This window comes from Paraburkholderia phytofirmans OLGA172, assembly GCF_001634365.1.
GTDB lineage: Bacteria > Pseudomonadota > Gammaproteobacteria > Burkholderiales > Burkholderiaceae > Paraburkholderia.
Genome location: NZ_CP014578.1, coordinates 3,842,480 through 3,862,324 on the forward strand (window position 1 = coordinate 3,842,480; position 19,845 = coordinate 3,862,324).

Annotated in this window: 16 protein-coding genes; 7 read left to right on the plus strand and 9 right to left on the minus strand. The window is 63.5% G+C overall.

Features of this window, described 5'->3' with window-relative positions; genetic code table 11:
* Nucleotides 1–222 precede the first annotated feature (222 nt).
* From dalD to AYM40_RS16880, 3 genes are all read left to right on the plus strand, one after another.
* Nucleotides 223–1,635: a D-arabinitol 4-dehydrogenase gene (gene dalD / locus AYM40_RS16870; RefSeq protein ID WP_063497207.1), complete on the plus strand. Its 1,413-nt coding sequence runs from the start codon at nucleotides 223–225 to the stop codon at nucleotides 1,633–1,635.
* A 186-nt stretch (nucleotides 1,636–1,821) separates the two neighbouring features.
* Nucleotides 1,822–3,303, plus strand: a complete 1,482-nt coding sequence (xylB, locus tag AYM40_RS16875; protein ID WP_063497208.1) for a xylulokinase — start codon at nucleotides 1,822–1,824, stop codon at nucleotides 3,301–3,303.
* A 78-nt stretch (nucleotides 3,304–3,381) separates the two neighbouring features.
* A complete protein-coding gene (locus AYM40_RS16880; protein WP_063497209.1) occupies nucleotides 3,382–4,329 on the plus strand; it encodes a sugar-binding transcriptional regulator in 948 nt (315 codons plus the stop codon).
* A gap of 154 nt (nucleotides 4,330–4,483) precedes the next feature.
* On the opposite strand, the gene AYM40_RS16885 is transcribed toward AYM40_RS16880, so the two are convergent.
* From AYM40_RS16885 to AYM40_RS16910, 6 genes are all read right to left on the minus strand, one after another.
* Nucleotides 4,484–5,593: an ABC transporter ATP-binding protein gene (locus AYM40_RS16885; protein ID WP_063497210.1), complete on the minus strand. Its 1,110-nt coding sequence runs from the start codon at nucleotides 5,591–5,593 to the stop codon at nucleotides 4,484–4,486.
* A 184-nt stretch (nucleotides 5,594–5,777) separates the two neighbouring features.
* Nucleotides 5,778–6,479: an HAD family hydrolase gene (locus AYM40_RS16890; protein ID WP_063497211.1), complete on the minus strand. Its 702-nt coding sequence runs from the start codon at nucleotides 6,477–6,479 to the stop codon at nucleotides 5,778–5,780.
* Entirely contained in the window at nucleotides 6,476–7,309 is an 834-nt protein-coding gene (locus AYM40_RS16895) for a carbohydrate ABC transporter permease (protein WP_172161794.1), read from the minus strand. Before AYM40_RS16895 ends, AYM40_RS16890 begins: the two co-directional genes overlap by 4 nt.
* 38 nt (nucleotides 7,310–7,347) lie before the next feature.
* Nucleotides 7,348–8,283, minus strand: coding sequence for a carbohydrate ABC transporter permease (locus tag AYM40_RS16900; RefSeq protein WP_063497213.1), 936 nt, complete (start codon nucleotides 8,281–8,283; stop codon nucleotides 7,348–7,350).
* 232 nt (nucleotides 8,284–8,515) lie between these two features.
* Nucleotides 8,516–9,838: an ABC transporter substrate-binding protein gene (locus tag AYM40_RS16905; RefSeq protein WP_063497214.1), complete on the minus strand. Its 1,323-nt coding sequence runs from the start codon at nucleotides 9,836–9,838 to the stop codon at nucleotides 8,516–8,518.
* A 110-nt stretch (nucleotides 9,839–9,948) separates the two neighbouring features.
* Nucleotides 9,949–10,731 carry an L-iditol 2-dehydrogenase gene (locus tag AYM40_RS16910; RefSeq protein ID WP_063497215.1) on the minus strand — a complete coding sequence of 261 codons (783 nt, stop codon included), beginning with the start codon at nucleotides 10,729–10,731 and terminating at the stop codon, nucleotides 9,949–9,951.
* Between the two features lie 411 nt (nucleotides 10,732–11,142).
* Here AYM40_RS16910 and AYM40_RS16915 point away from each other — a divergent pair, with 411 nt between their 5' ends.
* Genes AYM40_RS16915 through AYM40_RS16925 form a run of 3 tightly spaced genes read left to right on the plus strand, consistent with a single transcriptional unit; the run spans nucleotide 11,143 to nucleotide 13,866 of the window.
* Complete coding sequence (locus AYM40_RS16915; RefSeq protein ID WP_063497216.1) at nucleotides 11,143–12,117, plus strand: metal ABC transporter solute-binding protein; 975 nt, start codon at nucleotides 11,143–11,145, stop codon at nucleotides 12,115–12,117.
* Nucleotides 12,114–13,091: an ABC transporter ATP-binding protein gene (locus AYM40_RS16920; protein ID WP_063497217.1), complete on the plus strand. Its 978-nt coding sequence runs from the start codon at nucleotides 12,114–12,116 to the stop codon at nucleotides 13,089–13,091. Before AYM40_RS16915 ends, AYM40_RS16920 begins: the two co-directional genes overlap by 4 nt.
* A complete protein-coding gene (locus AYM40_RS16925) occupies nucleotides 13,084–13,866 on the plus strand; it encodes a metal ABC transporter permease (RefSeq protein ID WP_063497218.1) in 783 nt (260 codons plus the stop codon). Before AYM40_RS16920 ends, AYM40_RS16925 begins: the two co-directional genes overlap by 8 nt.
* 130 nt (nucleotides 13,867–13,996) lie before the next feature.
* Here the strand turns inward: AYM40_RS16925 and fghA are convergent, their stop codons facing one another.
* From fghA to AYM40_RS16940, 3 genes are all read right to left on the minus strand, one after another.
* Complete coding sequence (fghA, locus tag AYM40_RS16930; RefSeq protein ID WP_063497219.1) at nucleotides 13,997–14,848, minus strand: S-formylglutathione hydrolase; 852 nt, start codon at nucleotides 14,846–14,848, stop codon at nucleotides 13,997–13,999.
* 37 nt (nucleotides 14,849–14,885) lie between these two features.
* Nucleotides 14,886–15,992: an S-(hydroxymethyl)glutathione dehydrogenase/class III alcohol dehydrogenase gene (locus tag AYM40_RS16935; RefSeq protein WP_063497220.1), complete on the minus strand. Its 1,107-nt coding sequence runs from the start codon at nucleotides 15,990–15,992 to the stop codon at nucleotides 14,886–14,888.
* Nucleotides 15,993–16,241: 249 nt separating this feature from the next.
* Nucleotides 16,242–17,891: a xylulokinase gene (locus AYM40_RS16940; protein WP_063497221.1), complete on the minus strand. Its 1,650-nt coding sequence runs from the start codon at nucleotides 17,889–17,891 to the stop codon at nucleotides 16,242–16,244.
* A gap of 436 nt (nucleotides 17,892–18,327) precedes the next feature.
* Between AYM40_RS16940 and AYM40_RS16945 the strand changes: the two genes are divergently transcribed.
* Nucleotides 18,328–19,740, plus strand: coding sequence for a nucleobase:cation symporter-2 family protein (locus tag AYM40_RS16945; protein WP_063497222.1), 1,413 nt, complete (start codon nucleotides 18,328–18,330; stop codon nucleotides 19,738–19,740).
* The last annotated feature ends 105 nt before the right edge of the window (nucleotides 19,741–19,845 follow it).

The following is a 19,845-nucleotide window of genomic DNA, read 5'->3' on the forward strand; positions in this document are numbered from 1 at the left end:
AACGCAATACGCACTGCGCGACACGTCCCATAACGTACTGACACCTCGCGACTCGCCCCCGCAAGTCCCGCCACGCCGCGCTGCGCCACGAAAAGCCGCTTACGTCGCCTTGACATTCGTTTCGCCCGGTACGATCATTCGCTCACAGACAGAGCAAATGCTCCACCCAAAGAAAAAACGCACGCTCCGAGCCGTGCGAACGAAGACATTCAGGAGACGCACATGAACAGCGGGCAAGGCAGCGGCGCGGCCGCACACGTGATCCTGCACATCGGCGCGGGATCGTTTCATCGCGCGCATCAGGCGTGGTATCTGCATCGGTTGAACGAGGCGAAGGTGGCGGGCGAGCCGCATTGGTCGCTGACGGTGTGCAATATCCGCGGCGACATGAACGCGGTGCTCGAAGCGCTCGCCGCGCAAAACGGCGTCTACACGCTCGAGACCGTGACGCCACAGGGCCAGCGCGCGTACGAGACGATTCGCTCGATCGAGCGCGTGGTGCCATGGACCGAGAGTCTCGATGCGCTGATTGCGGCAGGCGCCGATCCGGCCTGCAAGATCATTGCGTTCACCGTCACCGAAGGCGGCTATTACCTCGACGAGCAGGACGCGCTCGACACGGCCAACGCCGATCTCGCGGCTGACCTGAAAGGCGGCCACACCACCATTTACGGCGCGCTCGCGGCAATTCTCGACGCACGCATGAAGCGCGGCGCCGGCCCGGTCACGCTGCAGACCTGCGATAACCTGCGCAGCAACGGCGAGCGCTTTCATGCGGGCATGAGCGAGTTTCTCGAACGGCGCGGCGCGATCGAACTGGCGCAATGGTTCGACGACCACACCGCGTGCCCGAGTTCGATGGTCGATCGCATCACGCCGCGCCCGACGCCCGACGTGCGCGAACGCGTCAAAGCCGCCACCGGCGTCGACGATGCCTGCCCGGTGATGGGCGAATCCTTCATCCAATGGGTGATCGAAGACCGCTTCATCGCCGGACGCCCCGCGTGGGAAAAGGTCGGCGCGGAACTGGTCGACTCGGTACTGCCGTACGAGGAAGCGAAGATCCGCATTCTCAACGCGACGCATAGTTGCATTGCGTGGGCGGGTACGCTGGTCGGACTGAACTTCATCCACGAAGGCACGCTCGACCCGGACATCAACCAATTCGCCTTCGACTACGTGACCGAAGACGTGATTCCGTGCCTCACGCCGAGCCCGCTCGATCTCGAACGCTATCGCGACGTGGTGCTCGAACGCTTCGGCAATCCCTACATCCAGGACACCAACCAGCGCGTTGCGGCCGACGGCTTTTCGAAGCTGCCCGGCTTTATCGCGCCGACGCTCGCCGAATGCTTCGAGCGTGGCGTCACACCTGCGGCGACGGCGATGTTGCCGGCGCTGTTCTTCCGCTTCCTCGAACGCTGGAACGCCGGCAAGCTGCCGTATGCGTATCAGGATGGCGTGATGGACGAGCGCGTCGCCCGCGGTTTCTTTAGCGCGCCCGATCCGCTAAAGGCGTTCGCCGCTGACCGGCTGCTATGGGGCAGCATGGCGCAGACACCGGAATTGGAATCGGCGTTGGCAGGCGCGTTGGCGCGTGTCGACGTGTGGCTGGCCAAACGCGGCGCGGCTTGACCCGCGTGCCGGCAGCCGGCGTCGTCCCAGTGTGACTCATGTGCGCCGGCAGCAACGGACATCGCACCACTCGGTGCCGCTCAGCGCGCGGCATCGAACCACACCGATGCCAGGCGTAATTCGCATAGCAGCGGGCGCCATGTGCGGCTAAAGTAGCGCATCCCTAACGACGAAGGTTTCGCGCCCATGTATCTCGGCATCGACCTCGGCACGTCCGAAGTGAAAGTCCTGCTGCTCGCCTCCAATGGACGCGTGATCGGCACCGCAGGCTCACCCTTTACCGTCTCGCGTCAGCATCAGCGCTGGGCCGAACAGAATCCCGAAGACTGGTGGGCTGGCACGCGCACGGCGTTGGCCGCGTTGCGCGCCAAACATCCCGACGAGTTCGCGCAGATTCGCGGCATCGGTCTCTCCGGGCAGATGCACGGGGCCGTGCTGCTGGATGCGCAGGACCGCGTTTTACGGCCCGCGATCCTGTGGAACGACATGCGCAGCGACAAGGAGTGCGCAGAGTTCACCGAGCGAGCGCCGGAGTTGCACACCGTAGCCGGCAATCTCGCGATGCCCGGTTTCACCGCGCCGAAGCTGCTATGGGTTGCGCGCCACGAACCGGACATCTTCGCGCAGACCGCCTGTGTGCTGCTGCCGAAGGACTACCTGCGCCTGCAACTGACTGGCGGCAAGGTGTCCGATCCATCGGACGCAGCGGGCACGTTGTGGCTCGACGTCGCCAAACGCGACTGGTCCGATTCGCTGCTCGCCGCCTGCAACATGACGCGCGCGCAGATGCCAAGCCTATGCGAAGGCAGCGCGCCGTCCGGCACCCTGCTGCCCAACGTGGCGCGCGAGTTCGGTTTGAGCGACGGCGTGATCGTCGCGGCCGGCGGCGGCGACAACGCCACGAGTGCAATCGGCATCGGCGCGACGCAACCGGGCGACGGCTTCGTCTCGCTCGGCACCTCGGGGGTGTTGTGCGTGGTCGGCGACAGTTTCCGGCCGAACCCCGCTTCCGCGGTGCACGCGTTCTGTCATGCGATTCCGGATCGCTGGCATCAGATGAGCGTGGTGCTGTCGGCGGCAAGTTGTTTGCGCTGGGTCTGCAAGCTCACCTCAACCGACGAGCCGACCCTGCTCGCCGAAATCGAGGCGCTGCCCGCGGAGGCGTTGACGACCGCACCGCTCTTTCTGCCCTATCTGTCCGGTGAACGCACACCGCACAACGACCCGTACGCGCAAGGCGTGTTCTTCGGCATGAATCACGCCACCGATCGCGCGTTGCTCGGCTACGCGGTGCTCGAAGGCGTGACGCTCGCGCTCGCCGACGGCCTCGACGCGTTGCGCGCGGCCGGCACCGAAGCGAAGGCGCTGTCCCTGCTCGGCGGCGGCGCGCGCAGCGACTACTGGGCACAACTGCTCGCCGATGCGCTCGACACCGCCACCCGCAAGCACGGCGGCGGCGAAACCGGCGCGGCGCTCGGCGCGGCCCGCCTCGGCTGGTTAGCCGCCGGCGGCGACCCGGCCAAGGTGCTGACCAAACCGCCGATCGAAAAGGAATTCACGCCGAACCCGCGACGGCACGCCGAACTGCGCAACCGGCTCGAGGCGTATCGCGCGCTCTACCGCCACGTGCGGCCGCTGTTCGACCCTGCGCGGCAACCGCTCGCCTAACCGGCAAACCACAGCCGGCTCCCGTTGAGAGGCGAGGACCGGCTCCTATCATCGGCGCACTTCAAGCGAACCGTCACCGTGCCCAAGTCCACAGAAAAATTAGATCTTGCTACCCGCGCCGCGTGGCTGTACTACGTCGCAGGCAACACCCAGAACGAGATCGCCGAGAAACTGCAGGTGTCACGCCCGGTGGCGCAGCGGCTGGTCGCCTTCGCTGTCGAGAAGAATCTGATTCGCGTGCGCGTCGATCACAAACTGGCCGATTGTCTTGCGCTCGCCGATCAACTCTCGAAGCGCTACGGCCTGAGCATGTGCGAAGTCGTACCGATCGACAGCGATACCTCGGAGGAAGTCGACCGCAAGCTCGCGGTGGCCGGCGCGCAGGTCATGGAGCGCTATCTCAGCGAAGAAAAGCCGATGGTGGTCGCCGTGAGCAGCGGCCGTACGCTAAAGGCCGCGGTCGATCAGATCGCGCAGCTGGAGCGTCCGCAGCACCGGCTGGTATCGATGGTCGGGGCGATCGCCTCGGACGGCTCCTCGAACCGCTACGACGTCGCGCTGCATATTTCGGAGAAGACCGGCGGCAAGCATTTTCTGCTGCCCGCGCCGTTGCTCGCCGATAGCGAGGCCGAACGCGCGCAGTGGTGCAATCACCGGCTCTACCGGATCGTCGAATCGCTGTCGGCCAAGGCGGATGTCGCGTTCGTCGGCATCGGCAATATCGGGCCGCAATGCCCGTTGCACGAAGACGGCTTTATCACGTCCGCAGAAGTGAAGGAGTTGATGCAGAACGGTGCGGTGGCCGAAATGCTCGGCCTGCCCATCGATGCGGCCGGTGTACACGTCGAATCGCCGACCGGCCGGCGCGTTACCAGCATCGCGCTCGACTCGCCGCCGCGGCGCCCCACCATCGGGTTTGCCGGCGGCGAGCGCAAGCGCGAGGCGCTGATCGCGGTGCTCAAAGGCGGCTGGCTCTCGGGACTGGTGACCGACGAGCTGTGTGCGCGAGCGGCGCTCGAAGCCTGAGCGCTGCGAACCAATACGGCCCGCCCGCCAGGACGCGTGTGACGCATTGCCCACACGGCCTCGCTCGAACCCCGTGAGCGGCGCTTGCCACAGCGGCTTATCCCCAGCGTGATAAAAGGAAAGCGGCGCACCCGCCGCTTTCCCATTCACTGACTCACGCAGCCAGCACTTCGACGATCTTCCGCTGGAAGGCTTTCCCTTCGCTGTCGAACAAATGGCAATGCTCAGGGGTGGCGCCGACCCTTTGCGTGTCGCCCTTGCTGTGGCGTTCGAGCGGCGGAATCCGCGCGATCAGGCCATCCGGCGCGACACTCGATTCCGCGTACAGATACGCCGCATCGCCGAGCGATTCGACCGCCATGGTTTTTGCCGATACGCCGTCCTCGGCCATTCCGAAGTGCAGATGCTCCGGACGAATGCCGACGGTGACCTTGTCGCCCTGCTTCACCGTGCCCGGCTCCACCGCGACACGCTGTGTCTCGCCGGTTTCGTAGCGCACCGTGACGCCGTCGTGCGTCACCGACTGCACAACGCCTTCCATGAAGTTCATTTTCGGCGAGCCGATGAAGCCGGCGACGAAGCGATTGGCCGGTGCGTGATACAGCATGGTCGGGCTGCCGACCTGCTCCACATTGCCCGCCGACAGCACGACGATCTTGTCGGCCAGCGTCATGGCTTCGACCTGGTCGTGCGTCACGTAGATCATCGTGGTCTTCAGTTCGTCGTGCAGACGCGCGAATTCGAGGCGCATCTTCACGCGCAGCGCGGCGTCGAGATTCGACAACGGTTCGTCGAACAGGAACACTTTCGGCTTGCGCGTAATCGCGCGGCCGATTGCAACACGCTGGCGCTGACCACCCGAAAGCTGCTTCGGCTTGCGATCGAGCAGATGATCGATGTGCAGAATCTTTGCCGCGTTGCGCACGGCGGCGTCGATTTCCGGCTTCTTGGTGCCGGCGAGTTTCAGGCCGAACGCCATGTTGTCGTATAGCGTCATGTGCGGATATAGCGCGTACGACTGGAACACCATCGCGATGCCGCGCTTGGCGGGCGGCACGTCGTTCACGCGCGTGCCGTCGATGGTCAGATCGCCGCCGCTGATGTCTTCGAGGCCGGCGATCATCCGCATCAGCGTCGATTTACCGCAACCGCTCGGGCCCACGAACACGACGAATTCGCCGTCCAGAATGTCGAGGTTGATGTCGCGCATCACTTCGTTGTCGTCGTAGGCTTTTCTGATGTTGCGCAGAGTTACGCTTGCCATGATGTGTCTCCGTGTATTGCTGTGTGTTGCTAACGGTGCTTCGGTTGCGTCGGTTGCTTACGTCGCTTACGTCGCTTATGTTGCTTGCGTTGCTTCCATTTCCTCAGCAGCTGCGTTAATTCGATTCTCTATGAGCGGCTCAGATCCTGTTGATTCGCCGCTCGTGTGCTTCGACCGGCCGCGCTTACGGCGCCGCTGCCGTCGCGCTCAACGTCCATTGCGCGACCAGTTCCGGTAACTGCAGCATGTCGTCGAACACGTGACGCGCGCCCGCGGCATGCAGTGCGTCGATCTGCGCGTCACTCGCATGACCGCCGCCGATAAAGCCCAGCACCGTCATGCCCGCCGCGGTCGCCGCCGTCACGCCCGTCACGCTGTCTTCCACCACGAGGCAGGCGGATGGCGCGAGGCCGAGACCTCGCGCGGCCGCAAGATAGACGTCAGGTGCGGGCTTCGGATTCGGCACCGCATCAGCGCAAAAGAGCCGATTGCCGAAGAACCTCACGAGGCCCGTGCGCGCCAGCACGCTCTCCACATACGGCCGGAAACTGTTGCTCGCACATCCTTTGGTCAGCGGCACCTGCGCGAGCGCGGCCTCGATTCCAACGACTACCGGTGCCTGCAGCGCCGCCGCTTCCACCGCTCCGCGGATCGCCTCGATATCGTCGGCGCTGAGGTTCTTGCCAAGTTGCACCGCCGTGCCTTGCAGTACCTTTTCGATGCGCAAGCCGAGCAGCGGCAGCACCACGGGTTCGACATCGGCATCGGGCCAGCGCGCTTCGAGTTCGTGCACCAGCATGCGCACCGCCACGGCTTCGCTGTCGATCAGCACGCCGTCGCAATCGCAGATCAGCGCGAACTGACTTCCATTCGTGCCTGCCGTCATTTGACCGCCCCGAACGTAAGGCCGCGCACCAGTTGCTTCTGCGACAGCCAGCCGACGATCAGGATCGGTGCGACCGCGAGCAGCGACGCTGCGGAGAGCTTCGCCCAGAACAAGCCTTCAGGACTCGAATATGACGCGATGAACACGGTCAGCGGCGCGGCGTGCGAACTCGACAGGTTGATGCTCCAGAATGCTTCGTTCCACGACAGGATCACCAGCAGCAGCGCAGTGGAGGCGAGTCCCGGCAGCGACATCGGCATCAGCAGGTAGACGATTTCCTGCCACGTGGCCGCGCCGTCAATCCGTCCTGCTTCGAGAATGTCGCGTGGAATTTCAGCGAAGTACGTGAACGACATCCACACCGCAATCGGCAGATTGATCAGCGTGTAGACGATCACCAGACCGGACACCGTATCGAGCAGGCCGCTGTTTTTCCACAGCAGATAGATCGGCACCAGCACGCCGACCGACGGCATCATCTTGGTCGACAGCATCCACAGCAGCACTTTCTGCGTGCGGCGCGTCGGAAAGAAGGCCATCGCGTATGCGGCCGGCACGGCGAGAATCAGGCACAGCACCGTGACGCCCGCCGAGATCAGGATTGAATTCCAAGCGAACGAGAAGTAGTTGCTGCGCGCGAACACCTCGCGGAAGCTATCGAGCGTCGGGATAAAAAACAGCGACGACGAATACGCCTGCTGCTCCGTCTTGAACGCGGTGATTGTCATCCAGAAGATCGGGAAGAACAGCAGCAGCGCGACCAGCCAGGCGATCACGCCGGGAATGCCGCGGCGAATCGCGTCGAACGGCGACTTGGCCGGCACGCTCATTGGCGTCGTGGTGGACGCCGGTGTAGAGGCAACGTGGCTCATTTTTCGTACTCCCCTTTCAGGTTCTTCGCGAGCATCCGCACAAGGAAGAACGACACGATGTTAGCCAGCACGACAGCCAGAATGCCGCCCGCCGAAGCGAGACCGACGTCGAACTGTTGCAGGCCCAGCGAATAGATCAGGTACGACAGATTGGTGGTCGCGGTGCCCGGACCGCCGCCCGTGGTCGTATAGATTTCGGCGAAGATCGACAGCAGGAAAATCGTCTCCATCATCACCACCACAGCGATCGCCCGTTTCAGGTGAGGCAGCGTGATGTAGAAGAACATCGAAAACGGACCCGCGCCGTCGATGCGCGCCGCTTCCTTCTGCTCCTGATCGAGCGACTGGATCGCGGTGAACAGAATCAGGAACGCGAACGGCAGCCACTGCCAGGCGACGATCATGATCACCGCCGTCAGCGGATAGTCGGCAAACCAGTCGATCGGCTGCATGCCGATCGCGCGCATGCCCTGCGCGATCAGGCCATACACCGGATGCAGGATCATGTTCTTCCAGATCAGCGCACTGACGGTCGGCATCACGAAGAACGGCGCGATCGCCAAGAGCCGCGCGACACCCTGGCCGTAGAACTTACGGTCGAACAGGATCGCCATCAGCACGCCGCCGACCACCGTGATCACCAGCACCGAGATGATCAGTTCGAGCGTGTGCCCGATCGACGGTCCGAACGACGGATCGGTGGCCAGATATTTGTAGTTGTCGAATCCTGCGAAGCCTTTGAGATCCGGATTCAGCAGGTTGTAGCGGGAGAACGAAAACCAGATCGTCATCGCCAGCGGAATGGCCATCCACAGTACGAGTACCGCGACCGAGGGCGACACCAGCCAGCGGGCGGAATTAGCTTTGCGGACTTCGCGTTCTTTTTCTGTCTGGGGATGGGCATGCATGAGAGGTAGGCGCAGAGGACGCATGATTGACCACCTGTTCGGTAATGCGCGGGCTGTCCGGCGAAGACACTGCCTTGGCCGCATCACTCGCCGCGACGCTCGCGATGTCGCGGCGCTTGAGTGGCAAATGAGTGGCAAATGAGTGGCAAGTAAGTGGCGAGGACGGCCCGCTGTGCTGCGTGGGCCGGCTGACGGGTGTCAGCCGGCGCGTTTCACGTTACGTTGCAGTGCTTGCAGTGCGGCTTACCACTGCGGCTTATTTCTGATAACCGGCCTGTTGCACGGCGCGGTTTGCCGTTGCCTGCCCGGCTGCCAGCGCCTGATCGATCGTCATCTGACCGGCAACCGCGCCGGAGATGCTCTGACCGACCACCGTGCCGAACGACTGGAATTCAGGGATGCCGACGAACTGCACACCGGTGTACGGCACCGGCTTCAACGTCGGGTGATCCGGATCCGCCGTTTCGATTGCCTTCAGCACGAAGTCGCCGAACGGTGCAGCCTGCTTGTATTCAGGGCGCGCGTAGGTCGAATGACGCGTTCCCGGCGGCACCGAGGCCCAGCCTTCATCCTTCGCGGCCAGTTCGATGTACTGCTTCGAGGTGGCCCACGCGATGAACTTCTTCGCCGCGTCAGGCTGCTTCGACGACTTCGGAATGGCCAGCGCCCACGCCCACAGCCAATGCGAGCCCTTCGGCGTGACTTCGATCGGCGCCGCCGCAAAACCCACCTTGTCGGCGATCTGCGACTGCTGCTTGTTGTAGAGCATGCCGGCGGCCACCGTGGCGTCGATCCACATCGCGCACTTGCCCGAGGACATCAGCGTGAGGTTTTCGTTGAAGCCGTTCGAGCTCGCCCCCGGAGGGCCGTCTTTCTTCAACAGATCGACGTAGAAGGTGATGGCCTTCTTCCATTCCGGCGAGGTCAGTTGCGCTTGCCACTTGTCGTCGAACCAGCGGCCGCCGAAGGTGTTCACCACCGTCGTCGCGTACGCCATGTTTTCGCCCCAGCCGGCTTTGCCGCGCAGGCAGATGCCATACATGCCGTTGGCCTTGTCCGTGAGCTTGTCGGCGAATTGCGCGATCTGGTCGTAGGTCGGTTGATCGGGCATCTTCAGGCCCTTGGCCGCGAACAGATCCTTGCGGTAATACGTCATCGAGCTTTCGACGTAGAACGGCAGCGCGTACAACTGACCGCCGCTCGAGAGGCCGTCGCGGGCCGTCTTCACAACGTCGTTCAGATCGTAATCAGCGGGCAGGCCGGTGAGCGGCGTGAGCCAGCCGCGCTTGCCCCATTGCGGCGTTTCGTACGCGCCGATCGTCATCACGTCGAACTGGCCGCTGCCGGTCGTGATATCGGTGGTGGCGCGCTGACGCAGCACGTTTTCTTCGAGAATCACCCAGTTGAGCTTGATATCCGGATTCGCCTGCTCGAAGGCGGGCGAGAGCTTCTTCAGCTCGATCATGTCCGGATTGTTCAACGTGGCGATGGTCACCGTGGCCGCCTGAGCGCTCAACGCAAAGCATGCCAGAGCGCCGGCACTGACCGCCTTCAGCGCGGATTGAGTAGCTGGTTTCATGTGCTGTCTCCTTTCTCGTACGTTATGTAGTGTTGCGTTTGTTCTACGAAAATGACAAAGGGTGAGGCGGATTGGTAAAGCGAGTTCGGCTTATCCACATGGTGATCCGCTCAGCTCATCCAGTTCCCGCCGTCGACGTTCAGGGTTTGCGCGGTGATGTAATCGGCATCCGCCGACGCAAGGAACAGGGCGGCGCCGGTCAGATCGTCCGGCACACCCATACGGCCGAGCGGCACCGCCTCACCGACCAGGCGCTTCTTCTCGCCTGGCGGCCGGTTTTCATAACGCGCGAAGAGCGCGTCGACCTCATTCCACATCGGGGTATCGACGACGCCCGGCGCGATACCGTTCACATTGATCTTGTGCGGCGCAAGGGCCAAGGCGGCCGATTGCGTATAGCTGAGTACGGCGGCTTTGGTTGCGCAGTAGTGCGACACCAGCGCCTCGCCGCGCCGCCCGGCTTGCGACGACATATTGATGATCTTGCCGCCGCGGCCCTGCTCGACCATTTTCCGGGCAACGGTTTGCATCAGGAAGAACATGCCCTTCACGTTGACCGCGAAGAGGCGGTCGAACACGTCCCAGGATTCATCGAGGAGCGGGCGCATATCGAAGAGCGCCGCGTTGTTGAACAGGATATCGACCTGGCCGAAGCGCTCCAGCGTACTCGCGAGGATGCGTTCGATATCCTCGCGGCGCGTCACGTCGGCGCTGACGGTCAGCACGCGGTCGCCGTATGCGGCGAAGAGCGCGTCGCCGAAACTGTCCGCCGGCTTCACATCGACCAGCACGCAACGCGCGCCTTCGTCCAGATAGCGCCGGGCCACGGCTTCACCGATTCCGCTAGCCGCACCCGTCAGAATGGCCACCTTGTCTTGCAATCGTGCCGCCACTGCTTGTCTCCGGTTCGTTTCGCTTCTTGAGGCGCGGTGAGCGAACGCTCGTTACGCGAACAATTGCTCTGTTTGTGATCGAATGATCGGATACGGACCGGGTCATGTCAAGGCGCTCGACCAGATTTCGATGGTGCAGCGCGGCAGGATCGCCACACCGCCGCTCCCCGTTCCGACCGGCACTAATACGAGAAATCGAAGACGGCCAATCCGCTTTCCGCATAAGTCGCTGACAAGAATTCGAGATACGTTATATCATTTCGACCTCGCACGGCTCTGGGCCGGCGGCATAGGCGCAGCCCCACGTGGCGTGGCCCGGCGGCGTGTGCGCAGGTGCGACTGCGAGAACACCGAAGCGCGCCGCGCCTAAGGTTTGTGTTTCATTCAACTCTCACGGGGCAGGAAACGACGATGAAGACATTCGGCTCGATGTTGAACGGGGCGCGCTGTGCGCTGACGCTGTCGAAGACCGTGGCGATAGCCGCGACGGCCGCTGCTGCTGTCACGCTCAGCCATGGCGCGTTTGCGGCGGATGCGAAAATCCCGGTGGTGGCAGCGGAAAATTTTTACGGTGACGTCGTGCAGCAGCTGGGCGGCGACCGCGTCGACGTAACGAGCATCCTCAGCAATCCGGATCAGGATCCGCATCTGTTCGAAGCGAGCCCGAAGACGGCGCGCGCCTTGCAGCATGCGAGCCTTGTGCTCTACAACGGCGCCGACTACGATCCGTGGATGGCGAAACTGCTGGCCGCCTCGAAGAGCGCGAAGCGCACTACGATCGTCGCCGCGGATCTCGTCGGCAAGAAGGGCGGCGATAATCCGCACCTCTGGTACGACCCGGCGACCATGCCGAAAGTAGCGCGCGCGGTGAGCGAGGCGCTCGTTGCGGCTGACCCCGCGCACAAGTCGGCGTACGATGCGAACCTCGCGAAGTTTCTCGACTCGCTGAAACCCATCGACGCCAAAGTCGCCGATCTGCATGGCCGCTACGCCGGCGTGCCGGTGACGGCGACCGAGCCGGTGTTCGGCTATATGTCGGACGCGGTAGGCCTCTCGATGCGCAATCTGCGCTTCCAGCTCGCGACGATGAACGACACGGAAGCAAGCGCGGCCGATATCGCCGCGTTCGAACGCGATCTGCGCGAAAGGCGTGTGCGCGTTCTGATCTATAACAGCCAGGCAACCGAGGCCCTGACCAAACGCATGTTGAAGCTCGCGCAGCAATCGAAGGTGCCGACCATGAGCGTCACCGAAACCGAACCGGCCGGCAAGACCTATCAGACGTGGATGCTGACGCAGCTCGACGCGCTGGGCGCGGCGCTGGCCGCGGGCGATGCGGGCGCAGCGAATGCGGCGGCAAGCACCGCTAAAGGAAAAACCCAATGAACGAAACTGGCCGCAGCACGCCAGCTAATGCATCAACGAGCGCGTCAAACAGCGGACGCGCCAATGCGCCCGTGCTCGAACTCGACCACGTGACGCTCGAACTCGGCGGCCGCACGATTCTGCGCGACACCGGTTTCGTGGTGAACCAGGGTGAATTCATCGGCGTGCTCGGGCCGAACGGCGCGGGCAAAACCACGCTGATGCGCGCCGTGCTCGGTCTCGTGCCGGCTGCAAGCGGCGCGATCCGCGTGCTGGGGCAGCCGGTCGAGCGCGGCAATGCGTCGATCGGCTATATGCCGCAGACGCGCAGTGCGCTGGCTGGACGCCGCGTGCGCGGCCGCGATTTCATCGCCATGGCCGCCGATGGACACCGCTGGGGCCTGCCCCACGCGGACAGCAAAACCCGCGCGGATGTCGAGCGGGTGCTGGATCTGGTGGGCGGCCGCCAGCTGGCCGAGCGGCCTTTATCGGAACTGTCGGGTGGCGAACGTCAGCGCCTGCTGCTTGCGCAGTGCCTGCTCGGCAACCCCAAACTGCTGCTACTCGATGAACCGCTGATCAGCCTCGATCCGCATCATCAGAAAAGCGTGGTTGAACTGGTCCGCCGCGTGCAGCAGGAACTCGGCATTGCCGTGCTGTTCTCGGCGCATGAACTGAATCCGCTTCTGCACGCGCTCGATCGCGTGCTGTATCTCGGCAACGGTGTCGCCGCGCTTGGCACCGTCGATGAAGTCATTACGCGGCCGGTGCTGTCGCGTCTCTATGGCTCGCCGATCGACGTGATGCGCGTGAACGGCCGCATCTTCGTGATGTCGGGCGACGTCGAAGTCGAAAAACACGATCACGAGCACGAACACGACGAGAACGGCGGCCACAGCCACTCGCACGGGCATTCACACTCGCACGACCACGGTGGCGCGCACGGCCACTCACACCAGCACGACTCACGCGACGGACATAAGCACGATGTTTGAATACGATTTCATGGTGAACGCGTTCGCGGCGTCGGGGATCGTCGCGGTGCTGGCGGGTGTGGTGGGCTATTTTCTGGTGATGCGCGGACAGACCTTCGCGGGCCACGCGCTCTCGCACGTCGGCTTCACCGGCGCGACCGGCGCGGTCCTGATCGGCATCTCGCCGATCTGGGGAATGATCGGCTTCACGCTCGCCGCGGGCGTCGGCATGGGTGCGCTTGGCGAGCGGCTCGCCGGACGCGATGTCGCGATCGGCGTGATCCTGTCGCTGTCGCTCGGTTTCGGCTTGCTGTTCCTGCACTTCTTCACCGCGTACGCGACCCAGGTCACCGCGCTGCTGTTCGGCAATGTGCTCGGCGTGAACGCGTCGACGCTCGGTGTGTTGGCGGCGTTGGGCGTCGTCAGTTTGATGGCGCTCGCGGCAATTATGCGGCCGTTGCTGTTTGCTTCGCTGCAACCGGAACTGGCCGAGGCCAAGGGCGTGTCGTTGCGTCTGGTGTCGGTGCTGTTTCTGTCGATTGCCGCGCTGGCGGTGGCGGCATGCACGCAGATTGTCGGCGTGCTGCTGGTGTTCACGCTGATGGTCGGGCCGGCCGCCGCTGCGCAAAACGTGACGACGCGGCTCTCGACCGGTCTCGTGCTCGCCGCCGTGTTTGCGCTGGTGCAGGCGTGGCTGGGTCTGACGCTCGCGTTCTATACCGACTGGCCGACGAGCTTCTGGATCACCGTGCTGTCGGCGGTGGTGTATGGCGGGAGTTTGTTGAGGCGGCGTTGAGCGGCTGACTGAGCGCGCTGGCTGCAAATCGCATCGCGGCATTCGCAGCGATGGCGCGTCAACCGCATTGGCGAATATCTGGAGATAGCGACGGCATCACCTGCATACCGCCGCCATCGCCCTATGAACGTCAAGCGAGCAGCACCTTCGCGTGATGCGCGAGATGATCCTCGATGAAAGTCGAGATGAAGTAGTACCCATGGTCATAGCCAGCGTGACGACGCAACGTCAGCGGCTGTCCCGCGGCCTTGCAGGCGGCTTCGAACACGTCCGGATTCAGTTGCTCGGCGAGGAACTGATCCGCCAGCCCCTGATCGACCAGAATCCCTTGCGCGAACTTGCGCGATACGTGGCCGACCAGTTCGCTCGCGTCATACTGCCGCCACGCTTCGCGGTCTTCGCCCAGATACCCGCTGAACGCCTTTACGCCCCACGGGCACCGTGAAGGCGCGGCGATCGGCGCGAACGCCGACACCGACCGATAGATCGTCGGGTTGCGCAGCGCCAGCATCAGCGCGCCATGCCCCCCCATCGAATGCCCGAAGATGCCCAGGCGCGCACCGTCCACCGGCAGATTCGCGAGCACCGTTTCGCGCAGTTCATCGCGCACATACGAGTACATCCGATAGTGCTTCGCCCACGGCTGCTGCGTCGCGTTAACGTAAAAGCCCGCGCCTACGCCGAAGTCCCACGCGGCGCTTTCGCCCGGCACGCCCGCGCCGCGCGGACTGGTGTCCGGCGCGATCAGCGCGATGCCGTGCTGTGCCGCGAAGCGCTGCGCGCCGGCCTTGACCGGAAAGGTTTCTTCCGTGCAGGTCAAACCCGCGAGATAGAACAGCGCGGGCACATTCGCGTTGGCCTGCAAGGCCTGCGGCGGCAGAAACACCGAGAAGCGCATCGGCAGACCGACGGTCTGCGAGTCGTGCCGGTAGATCCGCTGCTCGCCGCCATGGCAGGCATGCGACGACAATAGTTCAAGCATCGACATGCTCCTTTCTGTTTCGCGAAACCGTGCGGCGTTAGTACAGCACGACCGAGCGGATCGACTCGCCCTTCTTCATCAGGTCGAAGCCTTCGTTGATGCGCTCGAGCGGCAGACGGTGCGTGATCAGGTCGTCGATATTGATCTTGCCTTCCATGTACCAGTCGACGATCTTCGGCACGTCGGTGCGCCCGCGCGCGCCGCCGAACGCCGAGCCCTTCCACTCGCGGCCCGTCACCAGCTGGAACGGACGCGTACTGATCTCTTCGCCCGCCGCCGCCACGCCGATGATGAACGACTGACCCCAGCCCTTGTGCGTGCACTCCAGCGCCTGACGCATCACCTTGGTGTTGCCGATGCACTCGAATGAGTAGTCCGCGCCGCCATCGGTGAGCTGCACGATGTGATCGACTACGTTCTCGACTTCGTTCGGGTTGATGAAGTGAGTCATGCCAAACTTCTTCGCCAGCTCGATGCGGCCCGGGTTGATGTCGACGCCGATGATCTTGTCCGCGCCCACCATCTTCGCGCCCTGAATCACATTCAGGCCGATGCCGCCGAGACCGAACACCACCACGTTCGCGCCCGCCTCGACCTTCGCCGAATACACGACGGCGCCGACACCGGTTGTCACGCCGCAGCCGATGTAGCAGATCTTGTCGAACGGCGCGTCTTCACGCACCTTCGCAACCGCGATTTCCGGCACGACAATGTAGTTCGAGAACGTGGACGTGCCCATGTAGTGAAACAGCGGCTTGCCATCCAATGAGAAACGCGACGTGGCGTCCGGCATCAGGCCGCGGCCTTGCGTCGAACGGATCGCCTGGCAAAGATTGGTCTTGCGCGACAGACAGAATTTGCACTGACGGCATTCCGGCGTGTAGAGCGGAATGACGTGATCGCCTTTCTTAAGCGTACCCACGCCCGGGCCGACATCGACGATCACGCCCGCGCCTTCGTGGCCGAGAATCGCCGGGAAGATGCCTTCGGGATCGGCGCCGGACAGCGTGTAGTAGTCGGTGTGGCAGATGCCCGTCGCCTTCACTTCGATCAGGACTTCACCGGCGCGTGGCCCTTCCAGATCCACTTCTTCGATCGTCAACGGGGCGCCAGCTTTCCATGCGATTGCTGCTTTGGTCTTCATCGTGAATGCTCCTGTGAGTCTGTGAACGCCTGGCGCGTCGCAGTGGGATACCGCGCGGCGCGCCAGTGTTGCACTTCGACGGCTGTGATTGCGTGATGGTCCGGGCGGCGGATAGAAGTTGCCACTGCCGCACAGCCTGATGTGCCGGCAGGTAGCTTAGCGCGCGAAAGGTGTAATGGTATTGCAAAGTGCGTCGCGGCATTGTCTGTACGTGACATTGGGCATTGTCTGTAGGTGACATCGGCTCGGCTACGAGCGTTCGCGTTCGCGTTCGCGTTCGCGTTCGCGTTCGCGTTCGCGTTCGCCTTCATCCTCACCGAACCATGTCTCGACCCGGCCATACAGATCGAGAAAACGCGCGTACCGTTGCGCGAGCGCCGCATCGTTTTGCGGACTGGCAACGCGCGTCGCGCCTGGCGCAAGCGCCGCGAGATCGCTCGCGTGCCAGTGCCCGCTTGCCAGTGCGCCGAGGATGGCCGCTCCGCGCGGCGCCGCGTTCGGACAATCGACCGCATACAACTCGACGTTGAGCGCATCGGCGAGCAACTGCCGCCAGCGCGCATCCACGGAACCGCCGCCAGCGAGCTTCAAGGTGTTCACGTTCGCGCCGCTCGCGCGAATCGCGTCGAGACCGGCGCGCAGCGAGAACGCCACGCCTTCGAAGGCGGCCCGCATCATCGTGCCGCGCGTGTGATCGAGCGCAAGGCCGAGCCAGCCGCCGCGCGCGGCCGGGTTGAGCCATGGCGTGCGCTCGCCTGTGAGATAGGGCAGAAAAGTCAGGCCCGCTGCGGCGCTTGGGGCAGCGCCTGTTACATCGCCAAGAGCGCCACCTGATACGTTGCCTGCGGCATTGCCGGATGCAGTGCTGGATGCACTGCCCGATGCACTGCCGGATGCACTGCTGGATGCATTGCCGGATGCATTGCCGAACGCAATGCTCGACACACCGCCGGACACACCGCCGGACGCATCACCGAACGCTTCACGATAGGCATCGGCCCATTCATACGACAGCCAGCCCCGCACGCGTTCGAGCGCGACGCCGACGTTTTGCATCGCCGCCATCCGGTACCAGTGATCACTCGCAGCGCGGTAGCGATGCAGGCCTTTCGCGGCTTGCGGTGCGTGTTCCGCGAGCACGACGATCTGCCCACCGGTGCCGGTGGTGAGCAACGCGTCGCCGTCGCGAGCGAGACCGCTGCCAAGCGCCGCGCATGGCGTATCGGCGGCGCCAATCGCGAGCACGATACCGGCGCGCAGACCCAGCGCTTGCGCGGCTTTCTCCGACAACACTCCGCCCGCCGCATAGGATGGCGCCAACGGTGCAAACCATTCGTGCGGCAGTTCGAGGCGGTCGAGCAGCGCGCGATCCCACACGCCGGCCGGATCGGCAAGCGCCGTCGCACAGGCATCGGAGGGGTCGGTTGCCACCGCGCCACCCAGCGCCACACGCAGCCAGTCTTTCGGTTGCAGCGCCCAACGCGTCTTGCGCGCGGTTTGCGGTTCGTTCTGCACGATCCAACGCAGCAAAGGACCAGCCATGCCGGGCGCAACGGGATTCGGCTGCGGCTCGGGCCACTGATTGAGCAAACCCAATGCGCGCGTGTCGGGCCAGAGCATCGCCGGCCGCACCGCTTCGCCATTGGCAGCCACCATGACCACCCCGTGCATCTGCCCGGAAAAGCCGATCGCCTCGACCTCCCGCCGCGCGTCGGCGGGCAGTCGCGCCGCAGCCTCGCAGAGCGCACGCCACCAGGTCTGCACCGACATTTCCGCCCAACCTGCGTGCGGCGTTTCGAGCGCATAAGCGACGCTCGCGGCCGCCTGCTCGCGGCCGTTATCGTCGACGATAACGACTTTGAGGGAGCCGGTGCCGAGATCGATGCCAAGAAAAGTCATGAGCGATAGAACATCTAGTGAGGCATGGGAAAACGCACTCGGAAAGTGCGGCTAGCGCTGTATTTTCCATCATCGAAGACAGGCTTTCGTGGCGCGCCGGCAACCACGCGGGAGTCTAAGTGAAAACCCTCAATTTACGGGTTAACCCCTTCAAACGGGACGCGAGGCGAAAACAGCACTATGCGCCGAGCGAGATACACCTCATTGTCTTTAACACATATGACCTGAAGCGACGCCGCGCCGCGCACGGACGCGCCTCGCCGCTGCATGGGGCTCACAGCCGATTTGTGCGGGGCGCGCATTTCTTTTGGCTTTCAAATGGGCATCATGCATATCGTCACCGGGAATGCCGGAATAGGCCCCAGTGGTCTTGTTGCACTTTATCGTTCCGCATACCTTGGAGCCATCCCAAAACGAGATGGTGGAGAGAGACAAAATGCAATCGAACACGGTTCACCCGTGCGACGAGCGACTGCCCGCGGGCCAGTTGCTGACGCTCGGCATTCAGCACGTTTTGGTGATGTACGCAGGCGCAGTTGCGGTGCCGCTGATCATCGGTGCGGCGCTGAAATTGCCGAAAGACCAGATCGCATTCCTGATCAGCGCCGATCTGTTTTCCTGTGGCATCGCTACGCTGATTCAGACGCTCGGTCTGTGGATCTTCGGCATTCGTCTGCCGGTCATCATGGGCTGCACATTTGCAGCTGTCGGTCCGATGGTCGCGATCGGCACGAATCCATCGCTCGGTATTCTCGACATCTTCGGCTCGACGATCGCGGCCGGCGTTATCGGCATCCTTCTCGCGCCGGCGGTCGGCAAGCTGCTGCGCTTTTTCCCGCCGGTGGTGATCGGCGTGGTGATCTCGGTGATCGGTTTGTCGCTGATGGAAGTGGGCATCAACTGGGCAGCCGGTGGTGTCGGCAACCCTGACTACGGTAATCCGGTCTATCTCGGCCTGTCGCTCCTCGTGCTGATGCTGATTCTGCTCATCAACAAGTTCGCCAAGGGCTTCCTCGCCAATATCTCGGTGCTGCTCGGGATCGTCGCGGGTTTCGTGATCGCGCTGGCGCTCGGCCGCGTCAACATGGACGGTGTCACGCACGCACCGTGGGTCGGCATCGTGATGCCGTTCCACTTCGGCCTGCCGCATTTCGATCCGCTTGCGATCGCGACGATGGTCACCGTGATGTTCGTCACCTTCATCGAATCGACCGGCATGTTCCTCGCTGTCGGCGACATGGTCGATCGTCCGGTGGATCAGAAGACGCTGGTGCGCGGTCTGCGCGTCGATGGTCTGGGCACGCTGATCGGCGGCATCTTCAACTCGTTTCCGCATACCTCGTTCTCGCAGAACGTTGGCCTGATCGGCGTGACGGGCGTGAAGAGCCGCTTTGTCTGCGCGATGGGCGGCGTGATCCTGGTGCTGCTGGGCCTGTTCCCGAAGATGGCGCAAGTGGTTGCGTCGGTGCCGGCCTTCGTGCTGGGCGGTGCGGGCATCGTGATGTTCGGCATGGTCGCGGCGAATGGCATCAAGGTGCTGGCCAAAGTCGACTTCGTGAAGAACCACCATAACCTGTTCATCGTCGCGGTCAGTATCGGCATGGGTCTGGTGCCGGTGGTGTCGCCGCAATTTTTCTCGAAGCTGCCGCCGGCGCTGTCACCGCTGTTGCATAGCGGGATTTTGCTGGCGTCGGTGTCGGCGGTGGTGCTGAACCTGGTCTTCAACGGTGTGAAGAGCGAGAAGAAGGCACAGTGCGAAATTCGCAAGGCCGGACATGATTTCGACGGACGCGGCGGTAATGAGCCGAAGGGCGGCGACGAGATGCTGCGTGCCGCGGATGTGCACTGAGCATCTGACTGGAACCCGCGCCGCGCGCCAGAGATCGCGCTGAGCGCAAGCGCTGAGTCGGGCTGATCTGATCTGATCTGAGTTGAGTTGCGATGGGTTGATCTG